This window comes from Enterobacter sp. PL_is514, from assembly GCF_055816715.1.
This window is the reverse complement of the sequence record NZ_JBVPGN010000028.1, coordinates 214257-231521: the sequence shown is the minus strand read 5'-3', so window position 1 is coordinate 231521 and position 17265 is coordinate 214257. Positions and strand designations below refer to the sequence as shown.

At 57.8% G+C, this 17265-nt stretch carries 13 protein-coding genes and 1 tRNA gene; 10 read left to right on the top strand and 4 right to left on the bottom strand.

What is annotated here, in order from left to right; all coding sequences use genetic code 11:
• Positions 1-908 precede the first annotated feature (908 nt).
• The 3 genes from AC0TNG_RS07295 to AC0TNG_RS07285 all read left to right on the top strand — a co-directional run bounded on the left by AC0TNG_RS07295 (position 909) and on the right by AC0TNG_RS07285 (position 3912).
• Positions 909-1604, top strand: coding sequence for an EAL domain-containing protein (locus tag AC0TNG_RS07295; RefSeq protein ID WP_148769011.1), 696 nt, complete (start codon positions 909-911; stop codon positions 1602-1604).
• 209 nt (positions 1605-1813) lie between these two features.
• Positions 1814-3127: an MFS transporter gene (tcuC, locus tag AC0TNG_RS07290; RefSeq protein WP_048990635.1), complete on the top strand. Its 1314-nt coding sequence runs from the start codon at positions 1814-1816 to the stop codon at positions 3125-3127.
• Entirely contained in the window at positions 3124-3912 is a 789-nt protein-coding gene (locus AC0TNG_RS07285) for a substrate-binding domain-containing protein (protein WP_473713373.1), read from the top strand. The genes tcuC and AC0TNG_RS07285 overlap by 4 nt, the downstream gene beginning before the upstream one ends.
• On the opposite strand, the gene psrA is transcribed toward AC0TNG_RS07285, so the two are convergent.
• The 3 genes from psrA to AC0TNG_RS07270 all read right to left on the bottom strand — a co-directional run bounded on the left by psrA (position 3887) and on the right by AC0TNG_RS07270 (position 6553).
• On the bottom strand, positions 3887-4786 hold the full coding sequence (gene psrA, locus AC0TNG_RS07280; RefSeq protein WP_248165105.1) for an L-proline-binding transcription factor PsrA: 900 nt from the start codon (positions 4784-4786) through the stop codon (positions 3887-3889). The genes AC0TNG_RS07285 and psrA overlap by 26 nt on opposite strands.
• A gap of 94 nt (positions 4787-4880) precedes the next feature.
• Positions 4881-6410: a cryptochrome/photolyase family protein gene (locus AC0TNG_RS07275; RefSeq protein ID WP_473713372.1), complete on the bottom strand. Its 1530-nt coding sequence runs from the start codon at positions 6408-6410 to the stop codon at positions 4881-4883.
• Positions 6407-6553, bottom strand: coding sequence for a DUF2256 domain-containing protein (locus AC0TNG_RS07270; RefSeq protein ID WP_071530926.1), 147 nt, complete (start codon positions 6551-6553; stop codon positions 6407-6409). The genes AC0TNG_RS07275 and AC0TNG_RS07270 overlap by 4 nt, the downstream gene beginning before the upstream one ends.
• A 216-nt stretch (positions 6554-6769) precedes the next feature.
• Here AC0TNG_RS07270 and mtfA point away from each other — a divergent pair, with 216 nt between their 5' ends.
• Complete coding sequence (mtfA, locus tag AC0TNG_RS07265; RefSeq protein ID WP_126533618.1) at positions 6770-7567, top strand: DgsA anti-repressor MtfA; 798 nt, start codon at positions 6770-6772, stop codon at positions 7565-7567.
• Here the strand turns inward: mtfA and AC0TNG_RS07260 are convergent.
• On the bottom strand, positions 7564-8775 hold the full coding sequence (locus AC0TNG_RS07260) for an MFS transporter (protein ID WP_473713371.1): 1212 nt from the start codon (positions 8773-8775) through the stop codon (positions 7564-7566). The two genes, mtfA and AC0TNG_RS07260, sit on opposite strands and share 4 nt — an antisense overlap.
• Positions 8776-8913: 138 nt before the next feature.
• On the opposite strand from AC0TNG_RS07260, the gene AC0TNG_RS07255 reads away from it, so the two are divergent.
• The 6 genes from AC0TNG_RS07255 (at position 8914) to AC0TNG_RS07230 (ending at position 17120) form a co-directional block, all read left to right on the top strand.
• A complete protein-coding gene (locus AC0TNG_RS07255; RefSeq protein WP_024908049.1) occupies positions 8914-10656 on the top strand; it encodes an IucA/IucC family protein in 1743 nt (580 codons plus the stop codon).
• Positions 10656-11603 carry a GNAT family N-acetyltransferase gene (locus tag AC0TNG_RS07250; protein WP_267217002.1) on the top strand — a complete coding sequence of 316 codons (948 nt, stop codon included), beginning with the start codon at positions 10656-10658 and terminating at the stop codon, positions 11601-11603. The genes AC0TNG_RS07255 and AC0TNG_RS07250 overlap by 1 nt, the downstream gene beginning before the upstream one ends.
• A complete protein-coding gene (gene iucC / locus AC0TNG_RS07245) occupies positions 11600-13342 on the top strand; it encodes an aerobactin synthase IucC (RefSeq protein WP_473713370.1) in 1743 nt (580 codons plus the stop codon). The genes AC0TNG_RS07250 and iucC overlap by 4 nt, the downstream gene beginning before the upstream one ends.
• A complete protein-coding gene (locus AC0TNG_RS07240; RefSeq protein WP_061714828.1) occupies positions 13339-14664 on the top strand; it encodes a lysine N(6)-hydroxylase/L-ornithine N(5)-oxygenase family protein in 1326 nt (441 codons plus the stop codon). The genes iucC and AC0TNG_RS07240 overlap by 4 nt, the downstream gene beginning before the upstream one ends.
• 26 nt (positions 14665-14690) lie before the next feature.
• Complete coding sequence (locus AC0TNG_RS07235) at positions 14691-16880, top strand: TonB-dependent siderophore receptor (protein WP_061714827.1); 2190 nt, start codon at positions 14691-14693, stop codon at positions 16878-16880.
• Between the two features lie 164 nt (positions 16881-17044).
• Positions 17045-17120, top strand: a tRNA-Asn gene (locus tag AC0TNG_RS07230).
• Positions 17121-17265: the final 145 nt, after the last annotated feature.

Genomic DNA, 17265 nt, shown 5'->3' with positions numbered 1-17265 from the left:
TTGCGTTACCTTGTTTTGGTACGTGACGCAGATCATTTTTAATATTTTCATCTTGTGAAGTTTATTTTTTTTGCGAAGTCCAGGATACATTACACAATGCAGGCCACATAGTCAGAATTTTGCACTGTATCACAGGCAAAAAATCGCATCATTTACTTAAAAAGACAAAAATTTAATATTTTAATCTTGAAAATTAATAATAAATTTGAACCAACTTACCCAACTCTCTTTGACTAATCAGGAATAATCAGGATTATTAAATTAAGAAAGGGACTCATCTGAAATGCTCAATACATACTCAATACCGCCTGTCGGCACATATAAAAACATTAATAAACAACAAGTTAAATGAAATAATGGTTGCTTTGAAATGTAACATAAGTAACATTCAAGATGAGAAAAAACTGAAAACACAGAACAGAATTGATCTAAATCAAGTTTTAATGAGATTTAAGCTTAAAATTCACAACAAAAATACATTTCAGATAACTCAGTGCTCCCCCGCCTCAAAAAAGCTGTTGAAAAATCAGTCTGGTACACCCATATCATTCCGTTTTGCCTTCCTCCCTCGCCTGTATACCCACCAACATTACTCTATCTTTTAGCGTTTTAAGCTCGTGTGGTTAAGGCGATTAAAAACAGCGCACCTGTGCTTACATGGCCGGTTAAATATTTACAATTCATTCTGACTTTTTTAATTACATTAATTAGCAGACTGACCATCTTAACCAAAAAACTACATATGATGAACAGGGTATAAACACTCGCAGAAAAACATTAAGCGAGCCGATAAAAGCCCCAAAACCAGCACAAAAAACTATTTTTACGCCGATTGCAAAGTTTAATCCCATTAAATGGAGAGCGAGATATAGAATTAACCACCAATAAAATCACACACCAGCCTCGTCATGAAACGTTTTACAATTCGACTGCAACCCATAATGACACTCACTACCGGCCAACTTCATGGATATGAGGTACTGTCTGAGCCTCCCGCTGAGGTCAATATTGCAGAGTGGTTTGAACAGTGCTCTTCCGCCCAGCTTCTGCAGTTGAGAAAGTGGCAGCTCAACACCCTTGCAAGACAAAGAATCCCTGTAAAGCTCTTTGTTAACCTCACCACGACCATTCTCGCCAGCGAAGAGGGAGCCGCGGCGCTTCTGCAAGACCCTTTACCGGGGGTCATTGAACTTCAGGACCCAATGGCAATCGCCCGTCTTGACGCCTCCAGGCTCGCATTACTGGATGAGAATCTCCGGCGGCTTCAGCATGCCGGTATGGAGGTCTGGCTCGATGATTATCTCAGCGACTATGACAGTACGCTTGCCGATAGCGGGCTGGTGTTTGATGGGGTGAAACTCGACTGCGCTGCTTTCCAGCAATATCGCAACGATTGCGCGGGTTTAGCACAACTGATTGCTGAAGCACGGCGTTTCGGAACGGTGGTCCTTGCAGAAGGAGTTGAGAGTCAGAATGACGTCAGAACGGCATCGCTGGCGGGTGCCGATCTTGCTCAGGGGTTTTACTGGCCGGAGAAAAAAATCCATGCGGTGCAGGTCTCGTCTGTTCAAGCCGCCCGGGGCCCTATGCGCAATGTCACATAACCGTAAGAGTAAAATGCAGCCCTCCTGCAGTAACCGGTTAATTAAACAGATGTTAAGTTATTGTAAATAAAAACTATCCAGTTGCACCACTTAACATTGATGCATGTCACGCATCAGCTTATGTACAATTTGCGCTTATTAATTTTCCCTTCCTGATCCAGTTTTCAGAAACAGACGCGTAAAACGTCAACAATAAACTGGAGATAACCATGTTTTCCTCAACCTCACCTGCAACCGTACGTTCGAAGGCGGGCGCGATACTTCGCGTGACGTCCGGCAACTTTCTTGAGCAGTTCGATTTCTTTCTGTTCGGCTTCTATGCCACCTACATCGCCCACACGTTCTTCCCGGCGAGCAGTGAATTTGCGTCGCTGATGATGACCTTCGCCGTCTTCGGCGCGGGCTTTCTGATGCGTCCAATCGGCGCGATCGTGCTTGGCGCCTATATCGATAAGGTGGGGCGCAGAAAGGGATTGATTGTCACGCTGTCCATCATGGCGGCGGGGACGTTCCTGATTGTGCTTATTCCGTCTTATCAAAGCATCGGCCTGTGGGCGCCGCTGCTGGTGCTGACGGGGCGTCTGCTGCAGGGCTTTTCCGCCGGTGCCGAGCTTGGAGGCGTCTCAGTCTATCTGGCCGAAATCGCCACGCCGGGCCGCAAAGGGTTTTACACCAGTTGGCAGTCCGGTAGCCAGCAGGTCGCCATTATGGTCGCCGCGGCGATGGGCTTTGCCCTGAATGCCCTGATGGAGGAGAGCGCTATTCGCGAATGGGGCTGGCGCATCCCGTTCCTGTTCGGCTGTTTAATCGTGCCGTTTATCTTTTTCCTGCGCCGCAAGCTGGAAGAGACGGAAGAGTTCAGCGCGCGCCGCCATCATCTGGAGATGCGTCAGGTCTTTAAAACGCTGCTTGGCAACTGGCAGGTGGTGGTCGCGGGCATGCTGATGGTGGCGATGACCACCACCGCGTTCTATCTGATCACCGTCTACGCACCCACCTTTGGCAAAAAGGTGCTGATGCTGAGCGCCTCGGACAGCCTGCTGGTCACGCTGCTGGTGGCGATCTCTAACTTCATCTGGCTGCCGGTGGGCGGTGCCCTGTCGGACCGTTTCGGGCGCAAGCCGGTGCTGATTGCCATGACCCTGCTGGCGCTGGCGACCAGCTACCCGGCCCTGACGCTGCTGGCGAGCGCGCCCAGCTTCTCGATGATGCTGAGCGTGCTGCTGTGGCTCTCCTTCCTCTACGGCCTCTATAACGGCGCAATGATCCCGGCTCTGACGGAAATTATGCCGGCTGAAGTGCGCGTGGCGGGCTTCTCGCTGGCTTACAGCCTGGCAACGGCGGTCTTTGGCGGCTTTACCCCGGTCATGTCCACCGCGCTGATTGAATACACCGGTGACAAAGCCTCGCCGGGCTACTGGATGAGCTTCGCTGCGGTATGTGCCCTGCTGGCAACGCTCTACCTCTACCGCCGCCGCGCGGTATCGCTGCAAAACACCGTCAAGTCAGAGGGGGCAGTATGAAACGCACTTATCGCTATACCGCCAGCGCGCTGGCGCTGACGTTCCTGAGCGTCAATGCCTTTGCCCAGGACGTGAAGGTCATGATCTCAGGCGGTTTTAAAGCCGCCCTTGAAAAGCTGGCCCCGGAATATGAACACCGGACCGGGGATAAAATCGTGATCATCCCCGGCCCCTCAATGGGCAATACGCCGCAGGCGATCCCAAACCGACTGGCGCGCGGCGAGAAGGCCGACGTGGTGATTATGGTGGGCGATGCGCTGGAGAAGCTCGAAAAAGCCGGCCAGACCCAGCCGGGTTCGCGAACGGAACTCGCGGATTCTCCCGTTGGCATGGTGGTAAAAAAGGGAGCGAAAGTACCGGATATCAGCAGCGACGCGAAACTGCGTGAAACGCTGCTGCAGGCCAGCTCCATCGCCTACTCTGACAGCGCCAGCGGCAGGTACGTCAGCCAGGCATTATTCAAAAAGTTGGGAATAGAAAAAGAGGTGGCGGGTAAAGCGACAAAGGTCGAGCGTATTCCGGTCGCCTCAGAAGTGGCGAAAGGAAAATACGCCGTGGGCTTCCAGCAGGTCAGCGAGCTGCTGCCGGTTCAGGGCGTCACCTTTATCGGCAAAATCCCTGATAGTCTGCAATACATCACGCGCTTCGCGGGCGCGGTTACCCGCCATGCAGAACATCCTGCGGAGGGGAAAGCGCTGTTGACCTATCTTGCCTCACCGCCCTCAAGGGCCGTCATCACGGAGACGGGGATGATCCCCGTTACGTCCGGCGATACTGCTCGGTGATCTGCTTTTCCAGTTCAGCCGCAATGTAAGACTGGATGCGCCCCCGGCGCCGGATAAGCCCCACGGTGCGTTTCACTTCCGGCGCCACCAGCGGCAGATGCGTCAGCAGCGTGTGCTCTGAAGTCGGCATCGACATGGCGGGGACGGCAGCGATGCCGATCCCCGCCTCTACCATACCGAGCATCGTGGTGACGTGGCGTGTTTCACAGACGCTGGGGCGCTCGGGAACGATATCCCCCAGCATCCGATCGAGCAGATTGCGGTTGCCTGACGTTTTATCGAGGGAGATATAATCCTGCTGGTAAAACGTCTTCCACGTCAGGTGACTCTTCTGCGCCAGAGGATGATCCTTTCTGCACGCCGCGACGTAGACATCCTCCACCAGCGGGAAAAATTCGATTTCAGACGGCAGGTTTCCTGCAAAGCAGATACCAAAATCCGCCTGGCTGCGGGCCACGGCGTCAATGACATTGCCCGCGCTGCTGTCGATGAGCTTAATGCGAACACGCGGATAGCGAGACTGAAAACGCCGGATCACGTCAGGCATAAAGTAACAGGCCGCGGAAGGTACCGTGGCAACCGTGATCAGCCCCGTCCGCTCTTCGCTGGCCTTATCGACATCCGCGAGCATTGACTCAACGCTGTCGAGCAGCTGTGCGGAGCGCTCGGCAAAGTTTTGTCCGTAGAGCGTCAGCGCCACGCGGCGGGTGGTGCGATCGAACAGCCTGTTTCCCAGCGCGGCTTCCAGCTTTTCAATCCTGCGGCTCAGCGCCGACTGGGATAAACAGATAGATTCAGCGGCGACACGGAAGTTACCGTATTCCACTAACGCTCTGAAAGCATAAAGATCGTTAAGGTCAAAATTCACGGGCATAGCGTCTGGATGTCCTGTCAGGGAATACGCAACAAAGTCAAAAATAATAGCGTCTTATTGACCTGCCGCAACCGCCCAGGCGTTGAAATACCGATCAGAGGTCGTTGAGATGCAGGCGGACGTACCCGGCGCGGTCTGCAATGGCCTGCCGATCCTCTTCCGTCATGTCCGCTAGCTGTTTAAAGACAATGCCCAGGCGGGGATTGTTACCGAGACGCGCCTTATTGCGCGCAAAGAAGTCCCAGTAAAGGGCATTGAAGGGGCACGCCTGCTCTCCGGTACGCTGGTTGTGTTGATACCGGCACCCCTGACAGTAATTACTCATCTTATGAATATATGACGCGCTCGAGATGTAGGGTTTACTCGCCAGTAACCCGCCATCGCCAAACTGGCTCATGCCGAGGGTGTTGGGCAGCTCCACCCACTCAAAGGCATCAATATAGACTCCCAGATACCATTCATGGACCGCCTGCGGCGACAGGCCGCTGAGCAGGCTAAAGTTGCCAATGACCATCAGGCGCTGGATATGGTGGGCGTAAGCCTCGGTGAGCGACTGCCCAACGGCATGCGCCAGGCAGCGCATCTGCGTCTTGCCCGTCCAGAACCAGTCCGGCAGCGGGGCATGCTGATCTAAGGCATTAAGCTCCCGATAGCCCGGCATCTGCGACCAGTAGATCCCGCGCACATACTCCCGCCAGCCGAGAATTTGTCGGATAAACCCTTCTACGGCAGGCAGCGGCGCGTGGCCCGAACGCCACGCCTGCTGGGCGGCCGCGACCACTTCCCGCGGATTCAGCATTTTAGCGTTCAGCGCAAATGAAATTAACGAGTGGAAAAGAAAAGGTTCCTTCGCGTGCATCGCGTCCTGCCAGTTTCCAAACTGCGGGAGCACGTGCGTGATAAAATCATCCAGCCTGGCTTTGGCTTCAGCACGGTTGAGCGGCCAGCGAAAATTGTCGGCCTGCGGTTCGCCGAAGGTCTTTACGCCGCAGCGTTGGATCTCAGCCCATAAGGCGGAACGATCGTGGCAGGGACGAGCGTCCACCGGCGCGGGAGGCTCGCCGGACCAGCGCTTGCGGTTTTCAGCATCGAAATTCCATTTCCCCCCTTCCGGCTCGCCTGCTGAGGTCAGCAGTACGCCGTGCTGACGACGCATTTCCCGGTAAAAGTACTCCATTCGCCAGCTTTTGCGTGACGCAAAGAACGCGCTGACCTGTTCCCGAGTGGTGAAAAAATGCTCGCTGCTGACGCAGGCCGTTTCAACGGAGACCGTTTTCGCCCACGCCTGCAGCTGCGTATCAAGACGCCATTCGTCGGGCTCCTGCCATGTCACTCTGCCAGCGCCGTAATGCGCGACAAGCGCGTTGAGATTGTCTTCCAGCGCGCCGCGGTTTGAGCTGTCAGAAAGTCGGACATACCTCACCCGATGCCCCTTCTCCTTTAATGCAGAGGCAAACGCGCGCATGGCGGCGAAGATAGCGATAACTTTCTGGGCGTGATGAAGCACGTAGGCGGTTTCGGCCCGGAGTTCCAGCATCACGTAAATGATGTTCGGACTGGAGGTATCAAACCAGCTGTGATGCGGATTAAGCTGATCGCCCAGGATCAGACGCAGCTCGGTCAACGGTGGCTCCTGCGGCAACGCTCAGAACAGTATTTAACCTCATTCCAGCATTTCGCCCATTTCTTGCGCCACGTCATGGGCCGCTGGCAGTGCACACACAGTCGACTGGGCAGGTCCTGCTTGTTACCTTTGAAATCGCTCATCTTTTCAATACCGCACTGATTAATTCACCCCACCTGCGGATAAAGGCCACGACAGACTTCACAAAATGAAGGTGATGCCCGCAAACCGCTACCCACCGCTACGTACGAAATGATAGTTTATTCAGGCTGGATTTGTCGCAGTGAGCGATTTTCTGGCATCTTAACCGAACCTGACTTTCCCATTTTTGTTCAAATGACGAGTTTGCGAGCAAAGCGATGATAAAGTGGCCCTGGAAAACGAATGAGGCTGGCCGGGATGTGGCGCTGCCATGGGATGACGCGCTGACGATCCCTGTTCTGGCTAATCTAACCCCGGATGAACAATCGAAACTGGTTCAACTGGCGGATCGTTTTTTGCAGCAAAAACGCCTGGTGCCACTGCAGGGGTTTGAACTCGATCCTCTGAAAAACGCCCGCATCGCCCTGCTGTTCTGTCTGCCGGTGCTTGCACTCGGCATTGAGTGGCTGGACGGTTTCCACGAAGTGCTTATCTATCCCGCGCCGTTCGTGGTGGATGACGAATGGCAGGACGACATCGGGCTGGTGCATAACCAGCGCGTGGTGCAGTCCGGACAAAGCTGGCAGCAAGGGCCGATAATCCTCAACTGGCTCGATATTCAGGACTCGTTCGACGCCTCCGGTTTTAATCTGATTATCCATGAGGTGGCGCACAAGCTGGATACCCGCAACGGCGATCGCGCCAGCGGCGTTCCGCTGATCCCGCTTCGCGAGGTCGCGGGATGGGAGCACGACCTCCACGCGGCGATGGATAACATTCAGGATGAAATAGACCTTGTGGGCGAGAGCGCGGCCAGCATTGACGCCTATGCGGCAACCGACCCCGCTGAGTGCTTCGCGGTGCTCTCCGAGTATTTCTTCAGCGCACCAGAGCTTTTCGCACCCCGTTTCCCGGCCCTGTGGCAACGTTTCTGCCAGTTTTATCAGCAGGATCCGCTCCAGCGCCTGCGGCAGAATGAGGCGTCTGGCGGGCATTCCTCCCGCCAGGTTCATTAAGCTTTTTCAGCAGGGGTACGCTCGGTTGACCGTACCCCTATGCTCAGGGCTAAAAACAACACCGCCATTCCCCATGCGGCCACCGTTAAAGACTGCTCCCCGTAAAAACGCGTCACCACAGGCACCAGCAGCGCGCTGACGCCGTAACCTAACGTGTGGCTTGTGGCGATGACGCCCGCCCCTTTCCCGGTGGTCAGCCTGTCGTTCAGCAGCAGCTGGTAGCCCGGCGTGGCCATCGCCGCCCCGAGTGACGTGATAACAATCCCTACGTAGAACAACGCTAAACCGGAGACAGACATCAGCCCAAGCCCGGCCACCATCAGCACCGCCGCGATACAGAGCAACGTCACCGGGCTGAAATGCTGCGGGCGGACCACCAGAAACTGTGCCGCGAGCGTGGCCAGCGCGGCCAGGCTCAGCAGGAGCGCGACATGATGGCTGATCTCCCGGGCGTTACCGTCCAGCAACGGGCTAAGATGCGGTGACAGGCCAATCTGCATCAGGCTCACCAGCGCCGCCAGCAGCAGCGCCAGCAGCAGGAACGGCAGCATGGAGGCCTGCAGGCGGGTTGCCTGGTGGGCTACCGGCGGCAGCGGCGGGTCCGCGACTTCGCGAAGCACCAGCAGCAGAGCGATAAGCGGCGCAACCGCCATCAGCCAGAGCGGCGCCACCGGATTAACGCTGAGCATCAGCGCCGCCAGCGGTGGGCCGAGCAAACGCCCGCAGCTGAGGCCGGAGCTTATCGTCGCCAGCGCCGCCATTCTTTTCTCCAGCCCTGCACGCTGAATCGCCCACGTCTGGGCCGCAGGCACCAGCCCCGAGACCGTTAGTCCGTAGAGCAGGCGCGAGAATATAAGCCCCGCCAGCCCCCAGACCGTATCCAGCCTTCCGGCCGCCATCGCCCAGACCACCAGCGCCATCACGGCAAAACTGGCCAGATAGCCGCTCAGTGAGGCCACCATGACGGCCTTACACCCCCGCCGCTCGCTCTGGCGTCCCCACCAGGGCGATGCCGGTAAAAAGAGCATGGATCCAAACATCAACAGTCCGGCCCAGACCGAGAGCGACAGCCCGGTCTGGGTGACCAGCTGCGGGAGCATCACCAGCAGGCCGTTTTGACCGATGCCCAGTAAACCCGCAGATAGCGCCAGGGGCCAGTTAGCTTTTGAGGTGACGTTTTCGGTCAATATTTCAGAGTCAGTGCGCATGAGAATGTGAACATAGTGTCAATAAATGTGTGGAAATTATGAAGTTTATGAAAACAAATATTGCAAAAATGGTTGCGGCTGTAAACAGAATGAATATCATAACGAGAATCATTATCAATCATGGAATGAGGTACATCTATGCGTGCTCTGCTCCGCGCCGCCGGTACAGACGTTGCAGCCCAGTGTTTTTTAAACGCCCTGTTGCGCGAAACGAAGGACTGGCGCTATCTCCCCGCTACCGATGCGGATGCGCTATCTGAGATCCATATCCCGCTTTCCCAAACCCGGGCGCTTCGGGTGCCGGTACGCTATTTCTCTCCCACCCAGCATCATCAGTACCGTTTCCCGGCAACGCTTATTCAGAGCAATAGTGATAACGGTGACGCCGTCACATTCGGTCAACTGGTTGATTTAATTCTTGAAAAACCGTCCGTAAAAGGCTCGCTGGATGCCAATACGCTGGCGCGTTTTAAGCAGCGCGTTCTCGAAAGCCATGTGCACACCTGGCAGGCGATAGATCTGCGCCACGGCTGGGCAACCCTGCGCGATAAGCCGCTGACGTTTGCCGAAGCGGAACAGGCGCTGCTGGTCGGCCATGCGTTTCACCCGGCACCGAAGTCGCACGAGCCGTTCAACGAAACCGAGGCGCGTCGCTATCTGCCCGATTTCGCCTCCCGCTTCCCGCTGCGCTGGTTTGCCGTTGAGAGCACGCTCGTTGCCGGCGACAGCCTGAACGTCTCCCTGCGTGAGCGTCTGCTGCGCTTCGCGGCCCAGAGCGCGCCCGAGCTGCTCGGCCACTTCACGGACACCCGCTGGCTGCTGCCGATGCATCCGTGGCAGGCCGACTATCTGCTGGAGCAGGAGTGGTGCCAGCGTCTGGCGGAAGACGGTTCACTGCAGGATCTGGGTGAAGCGGGCGCACAGTGGCTGCCCACCAGCTCCTCCCGCTCGCTGTACAGCGAGACCAACAGCGACATGATTAAGTTCTCCCTCAGCGTGCGCCTGACGAACTCCGTGCGCACGCTGTCGGTGAAGGAAGTTAAGCGCGGCATGCGCCTGGCGCGCCTTGCGAAAACGGAACGCTGGCAAGATTTGCAGGCGCGCTACCCGACCATGCGCGTGATGCAGGAAGACGGCTGGGCGGGACTGCGCGATGACAGCGGCGTCGTTCAGGAAGAGAGCCTGATGGCCCTGCGCGTTAATCTGCTGTTCGATACGCCAGACACCCAGACCAACGTGCTGGTGAGCCTGACGCAGGCCGCGCCGGACGGCGGTGACAGCCTGCTCGCCGCGGCAGTGCGCCGTCTGAGTCAGCGTCTTGATTTACCGCTCGCCCAGGCCGCCCGCTGCTGGCTGGACGCCTACTGCAACCGCGTATTGCTTCCGCTGTTCAGCGCCGAGGCGGACTACGGTCTGGTCCTGCTGGCGCACCAGCAAAATATCCTCGTTGAGATGCAGCAGGATTTCCCGGTCGGGCTGATCTACCGCGACTGCCAGGGCAGCGCGTGGACCGAAGGGGCCGATGCGTGGCTGAAAGAGGCGGGTGAAACTGAGGTGGAAAACCGCTTCGGTGAGAGCCAGCTGCTGCGCTACTTCCCTTATTACCTGCTGCTGAATTCTACCCTTGCCGTTACCGCCGCCCTTGCTGCCGCCGGCTTTGACAGCGAGGAGAGCCTGATGTCCCGGGTGCGCGACGCGCTGGCCGAACTGCGCAAGACGGTAGCGCAGACCCGCTGCCTCGACTACGTGCTCGACAGCCCGATCTGGAACTGCAAAGGCAACTTCTTCTGCTACCTGCACGATCGCAATGAAAACACCATCGCCGATCCGGCGGTGATCTATTTCGACTTTAGCAACCCGTTCTACAAGGAGAAGGCGTGATGGCTATCGCGAATATTGTCCATTCCGGCTACGGCTTTCGCTGCACCGCAACGGATCGCGCCCTGCCGCTGGCGTTGGGTCTCGACGGCAGCGCGGTGCTGGAGCGTCTGAAGGGGATCCCGGACGGCTGGCTGGTGGAAGCCCTGGATCAGCTGTTTGTGGCCGCCCCCGCGCTGACCGGCATTACGTTACCCTGGGCGGACTGGCAGGATGAACCCCAGGCGCAGGCACTGTTTGGCCTGGCCCACGGTGATTATCTGGCGCGCAATGCCTTCTGGCAGTTGCCGCTGTGGCTGAAAGGCGAACGGCATCAGGCGAGCGGCGGAATGCAGTTTGACGAGAGCCGTCAGCTGTATTTCCCGCTGCGCCCTCACCGCCCGCAGGGCGAAGTGTATCGCCGTTACGATCCGCAAATTAAGCGCACCCTCAGCTTCCGCGTGGCCGACGTGGCGCTGGACGGCGAACGTTTTACCCGCTGGATGAACAACCCGCGCGTGAACGCCTTCTGGGAGATGGCGGGCCCGCAGGCCGAGCAGGAAAACTACCTGCGCCGTCAGCTCGACTCGACCTACTGCTACCCGGTTATCGGCTGCTTCGACGACCAGCCGTTCGGCTATTTTGAACTCTACTGGGCGGCGGAAGACCGTATTGGCCGCCACTACCGCTGGCAGCCGTTTGACCGCGGGCTGCACATGCTGGTGGGCGAAGAAAACTGGCGCGGCGCGCAGTATATCCGCAGCTGGCTGCGCGGTCTGAGCCACTACCTGTATCTTGATGAACCGCGCACCACGCGGATTGTCGCCGAGCCGCGCTTCGATAACCAGCGCCTGTTCCGCCATCTGGACTCTGCCGGTTTCGACACGGTGAAAGAGTTCGACTTCCCGCATAAACGCTCGCGCCTCATTATGAGCCAGCGTCACCGCTTCTTCAGCGAGGTGGGCCTGTGAACGCGCTCTGGGAAAAAGTGAACCGCGAGATGGTGGCGAAGATCCTCGCCGAGCTGGAGTATGAACGCACCCTGCACGCCGAGCCGCTTGCGTCTGACGCCTGGCGCATCACCATGGGCAACGAGTCCTGGCAGTTTTGCGCCACGCGCGGGATCTGGGGCTGGTTGCATATCGACCCGGACAGCCTGACCACCGCCAGCGGCGATGCCATCGAAGCGGAAAGCGCGCTGCTGCAGCTGGCTGCGGTGCTGGAGATGAGCGACGCGCAAACGGCAGAGCACATGGAAGATCTCTACGCCACGCTGCGCGGCGACATGCAGCTGCTGCAGGCGCGTGAAGCGCTGGACGCGGACGCGCTGATCCACCTCGACCCGGACGAATTACAGTGTCTGATGCGCGGTCACCCGAAGTTTATTTTCAACAAAGGTCGCCGCGGCTGGGGCCTGGACGCGCTGCGTCAGTACGCGCCTGAGTATCGCGGACGTTTTCGTCTGCACTGGGTTGCCGTTCAGCGGGAGCATCTGGTCTGGAGCAGCGACGGCGATTGCGATATCAGCACCCTGCTGGCTAGCGCCATGGACAAGGCCGAGCGCGCCCGCTTTGACGCCCTCTGGCAGGCGCTGGGTCTCGACGACAGCTGGCTGCCCGTGCCGCTGCACCCGTGGCAGTGGCAGCAGAAGATCGCCATTCATTTCCTGGCGCAGCTGGCGCGCGGTGAGATGGTTGAGCTGGGCGAGTTTGGCGATGAGTACCTGGCGCAGCAGTCTCTGCGCACGCTCACCAACGCCAGCCGTCGCGCGCCGTTTGACATCAAGCTCCCGCTGACCATCTACAACACATCCTGCTATCGCGGTATTCCGGGCAAGTACATTGCCGCCGGACCGCTGGCCTCGCGCTGGCTACAGCAGCAGTTCGCCAGCGACGCCACGCTTGTCCGCTCTGGCGCGCAGGTGCTTGGCGAACCCGCAGCCGGATACCTGTCGCATCCGGGCTATGCGGCGCTGCCGAAAGCGCCCTACCGCTACCAGGAGATGCTGGGAGTGATCTGGCGCGAGAACCCGTCCTGCTATCTGCAGGACGGCGAACAGGCGGTTCTGATGGCGGCGCTGATGGAAACCGATAACGACGGGTGTGCGCTGATCGACGCGTGGATCAACCGTTCCGGGCTCAGCGCCGACGCGTGGCTGGAAAAGCTGTTTGAGGCATCGGTGATCCCGTTCTATCACCTGCTCTGCCGCTACGGCGTGGCGCTGATCGCCCACGGCCAGAACGTGACGCTGGTGATGAAGGACTCTATTCCGCAGCGCATTCTGCTGAAAGATTTCCAGGGCGATATGCGCCTGGTGGATGAAGATTTCCCGCAGGCCCAGAGCCTGCCGGAGCAGGTGAAGGGCGTCACGGCACGCCTGAGCGCGGATTACATTATTCACGACCTGCAAACCGGTAACTTTGTGACGGTGCTGCGTTTTATCTCACGCCTCACCCTGCAAAGCGGCATCAGTGAAACGCGTTTCTATCAGATCCTCGCCGGAGTGCTGCACCGCTATATGGCCGCGCACCCCGAGCTTGCCGATCGCTTCGCGAAGTTCGACCTGTTTAAGCCGCAAATTATTCGCGTGATCCTCAACCCGGTCAAACTGACCTTCTCCGAACACGACGGCGGCAGCCGCATGCTGCCGAACTACGTCACCGACCTTGATAACCCTCTTTTTCTCGCCTCCCGGGAGTCAGCGCAATGAAAACCTATGATTTCATCGGCATTGGTATTGGCCCGTTTAACCTCAGCATCGCCGCGCTGGCGGAAGGGCTGGACGGCTTTAGCTCGCTGTTTCTTGAGCGTAAACCGCACTTCTCCTGGCACCCCGGCATGATGGTGCCGGACTGCCACATGCAGACCAGCTTCCTGAAGGATCTGGTCAGCGCCGTGGAGCCGACCAACCGCCACAGCTTCCTGAACTACCTGGTGCAGCGCAAAAAGTTCTACCGCTTCCTGACCACCGAGCAGCGCACCGTTTCCCGCGAGGAGTTTGCGGACTATCTGTGCTGGGCGGCGGAAAACCTCACTAACCTGTCCTTTAGCCAGCAGGTGCAGCAGGTGAGCTTTGATGAGAAAAGCGGCCTGTTTGAGGTGGCGACCCAGCGCGACCGCTTCCTGGCGCGCCACGTCTGCGTGGGGATTGGCAAACAGATCAACCTGCCTGACTGCGTTACCGTGCAGGACGATACCTGCTTCCACGCCAGCGAGATGATGCTGCGCACGCCGGATCTTGCGGGCAAGCGCGTCACCGTCGTCGGCGGCGGCCAGAGCGGCGCCGACCTGTTCCTGAATATTTTCCGTGGCGAATGGGGCCAGCCGCTGAGCCTGAACTGGGTCTCGCGGCGTAACAACTACAACGCGCTGGATGAAGCCGCCTTTGCTAACGAGTATTTCACGCCGGAGTACGTGGACAGCTTCTCCACGCTCGGTGAAGAGGCGCGTCGGCAGATGCTGCACGAGCAGAAGATGACCTCCGACGGTATCACCACCGAGTCACTGCTGGCGATTTACCGCGCCATGTACCACCGCTTCGAAGTGCTGCGTGAAAAACCCTGGGCGCACCTGATGCCGTCCCGCTCGGTGACAGCCCTGACGCGCCTGGAAAACGGCCAGCGCCTGAGCATACAGCATCACCTTGACGGCGGCCGCGAGCAGCTGGAGAGCGACGTGACGATCTTTGCCACCGGCTATCGCGCCGTGCAGCCTGCGTTCCTGGCGCCGCTGTCTCACCGCCTGCATCTGGATACGGACGAAGCCTTCTGCATCAACAACGATTTCACCCTCGAATGGGACGGTCCGCAGAGCAACCGCCTGTTCGCCGTGAATGCCGGGATGCACCGTCTCGGCATTGCCGAACCCCAGCTCAGCCTGATGGCCTGGCGCGCAGCTCGAATTCTGAATCGCGCGCACGCCGACGAGCCGTTTGAGCTGGCCACCACTCCTGGCGTTATCCACTGGCGAAGCACCACCAGCCCGGAGAACAGTCAGGTTTTTAAATCATTAGCAAAAACCACCGAGTACTGACACACACAATCAGGGTCAATATAACAATGAAACGTTCTCATCTTTGGGTTTTAAATCCTTGTTTGCTTGCAATGCTTTCTACCTCTGCGTGGGCGGAAGAACAAAAGGAAGAAAATATCGTTGTCTCCGCCAGCCGCGCGCACCGCAGCGTGGCGGAGATGGCGCAGACCACCTGGGTCATTGAGCGGGCTGAAATTGAGCAGCAGGTTCAGGGCGGGAAAGAGATTAAAGAAGTGCTGGCGCAGCTGATCCCGGGCATGGACGTCAGCAGCCAGGGACGTACCAACTACGGCATGAACCTGCGCGGCCGCTCCATGATGGTGATGGTGGACGGCGTGCGCCTGAACTCGTCCCGCAGCGACAGCCGCCAGCTCGACTCTATCGATCCGTTCAACATTGACCGTATCGAAGTCATCTCCGGCGCCACGTCACTTTACGGCGGCGGCAGCACCGGTGGCCTGGTGAACATCGTCACCAAAAAGGGCCAGCCTGAGACCGAAGTCGAGTTCCAGACGGGTGCTAAAAGCGGGTTCAACAGCCACAACGACCATGATGAGAACGTGTCGGCAGCGGTCAGCGGCGGCAACGATAACGCTTCCGGTCGTCTGTCGGTGTCGTATCAGCGCTACGGCGGCTGGTATGACGGCAACGGCGACGAGGTGATCATTGATAACACCCAGACCGGCCTCCAGTATTCCGACCGTATCGATGTGATGGGCACAGGCACCATCAACATTGACGATCATCAGCAGCTGCAGCTGACGACGCAGTACTACAAGAGCGAGTCCGACGGCAAGCATGGGCTGTATCTCGGGAAGAACTTCTCGGCGGTAACGGGGGATGCGACCGCCTACAACAAAGGTAACCTCGATTCTGACCGCGTACCGGGTACCGAGCGCCATCTGATTAACCTGCAGTACTCCAATACCGACTTCTGGGGCCAGGATCTGGTCGCGCAGATTTACTATCGTGACGAGAGCCTGACCTACTATCCGTTCCCGACCCTGACCAAAGGCGTGGTGAGCAGCATCGGCGCGTCGCAGCAGAAAACCGATTTCTACGGCGGCAAGCTGACGCTGAACAGCAAGCCGGTGGACGATTTAACGCTGACCTGGGGTATGGATGCCGACCACGAAACCTTCGACGCCAACCAGCAGTTCTTTAACCTGAGCAAAGCCGCGGCGAGCGGCGGCATGGAGCTGGATAACGCCTACAACGTGGGCCGCTACCCGGGCTACAGCATCACCAACCTCGCCCCGTTCCTGCAGGCCAGCTACGATATTGACGCCATCACCCTGAGCGGCGGCGTGCGCTACCAGTACACCGAGAACAAGGTAGACGATTTTGTCGGCTACACCCAGCAGCAGGCCATCGCCACCGGGAAAGCGACCTCCGCCGACGCGGTGCCAGGCGGGAAAACCGATTACAACAACTTCCTGTTTAACGCCGGGATCCTCGGTCGCCTGACCGAACAGCAGCAGGTATGGTTTAACTTCTCCCAGGGCTTCGAAATTCCGGACCTGGCGAAGTACTACGGCTCTGGCACCTATCAGCTCAGCAACGGCCACTATCGCCTGCTGAACAGCGTCAACGTGAACGACTCGAAGCTGGACGGTATCAAGGTCAACGCTTATGAGCTGGGCTGGCGCTACACCGGGGATAACCTGCGCACGCAGGTTGCGGCGTATTACTCACTCTCGGATAAAACCATCACCATCAACAAGACGGACATGACCATCAACCTGGAAGACGACAAGCGTCGTATCTACGGGGTGGAAGGTCAGGTGGACTATTTCTTCACCGACAGCGACTGGAGCACCGGGGCGAACTTTAACGCCATTAAGTCTGAAACCCGCGAAAACGGGAAATGGGAGAAGCTGACGGTCGACAGCGCCAGCCCGTCGAAAGCCAGCGCGTGGGTCAACTGGGCGCCGGGCGACTGGACCCTGCGCGTGCAGAGCACGCAGACCTTTGACGTGTCAGACTCCGACGGCAAGAAGATCGATGGCTATAACACGGTCGACTTCCTGGGCAGCTACGCCCTGCCGGTGGGTAAAGTCAGCTTCAGCGTGGAAAACCTGCTGGACAAAGACTATACCACCGCCTGGGGCCAGCGCGCGCCGGGGCTGTATAGCCCAACCTACGGTGCTCCGGGCCTGTATACCTACAAAGGCCGTGGACGTACCTTTGGTCTGAACTACTCGGTACTGTTCTGATCCAGCGCGCCGCCTGCGGGCGGCGCATTTTGTTGTGTAATTTCAACGCGAATTTGCTATAAAATCAGCGATTTGCTGAAATTGTCGGCAAACGAACGAAAAGTGCGTTTTCACCCTTTGACAAGGCGTACCGAGGTCGCTACTATGCGCCTCGTTCACACGATTCCTCTGTAGTTCAGTCGGTAGAACGGCGGACTGTTAATCCGTATGTCACTGGTTCGAGTCCAGTCAGAGGAGCCAAATTTGAAAAGCCTGCTTTTGAAGCAGGCTTTTTGCTTTTCATTATTCCCATGCTAGCTCAAGATAGCTTCTCGTCAGGCAGGCCCTTCATTTGCAGCACCATAAGAATGCGTTCCAGTTGTTTGAACGCTAATTCCTCTCAGTA

Excerpts from the sequence above, each read along its gene's own strand:
- AC0TNG_RS07295 (WP_148769011.1), top strand. The coding sequence starts at position 909 with ATGAAACGTTTTACAATTCGACTGCAACCCATAATGACACTCACTACC.
- tcuC (WP_048990635.1), top strand. The coding sequence starts at position 1,814 with ATGTTTTCCTCAACCTCACCTGCAACCGTACGTTCGAAGGCGGGCGCG.
- AC0TNG_RS07285 (WP_473713373.1), top strand. The coding sequence starts at position 3,124 with ATGAAACGCACTTATCGCTATACCGCCAGCGCGCTGGCGCTGACGTTC.
- psrA (WP_248165105.1), bottom strand. The coding sequence starts at position 4,786 with ATGCCCGTGAATTTTGACCTTAACGATCTTTATGCTTTCAGAGCGTTA.
- AC0TNG_RS07270 (WP_071530926.1), bottom strand. The coding sequence starts at position 6,553 with ATGAGCGATTTCAAAGGTAACAAGCAGGACCTGCCCAGTCGACTGTGT.
- mtfA (WP_126533618.1), top strand. The coding sequence starts at position 6,770 with ATGATAAAGTGGCCCTGGAAAACGAATGAGGCTGGCCGGGATGTGGCG.
- AC0TNG_RS07260 (WP_473713371.1), bottom strand. The coding sequence starts at position 8,775 with ATGCGCACTGACTCTGAAATATTGACCGAAAACGTCACCTCAAAAGCT.
- AC0TNG_RS07255 (WP_024908049.1), top strand. The coding sequence starts at position 8,914 with ATGCGTGCTCTGCTCCGCGCCGCCGGTACAGACGTTGCAGCCCAGTGT.
- AC0TNG_RS07250 (WP_267217002.1), top strand. The coding sequence starts at position 10,656 with ATGGCTATCGCGAATATTGTCCATTCCGGCTACGGCTTTCGCTGCACC.
- AC0TNG_RS07240 (WP_061714828.1), top strand. The coding sequence starts at position 13,339 with ATGAAAACCTATGATTTCATCGGCATTGGTATTGGCCCGTTTAACCTC.
- AC0TNG_RS07235 (WP_061714827.1), top strand. The coding sequence starts at position 14,691 with ATGAAACGTTCTCATCTTTGGGTTTTAAATCCTTGTTTGCTTGCAATG.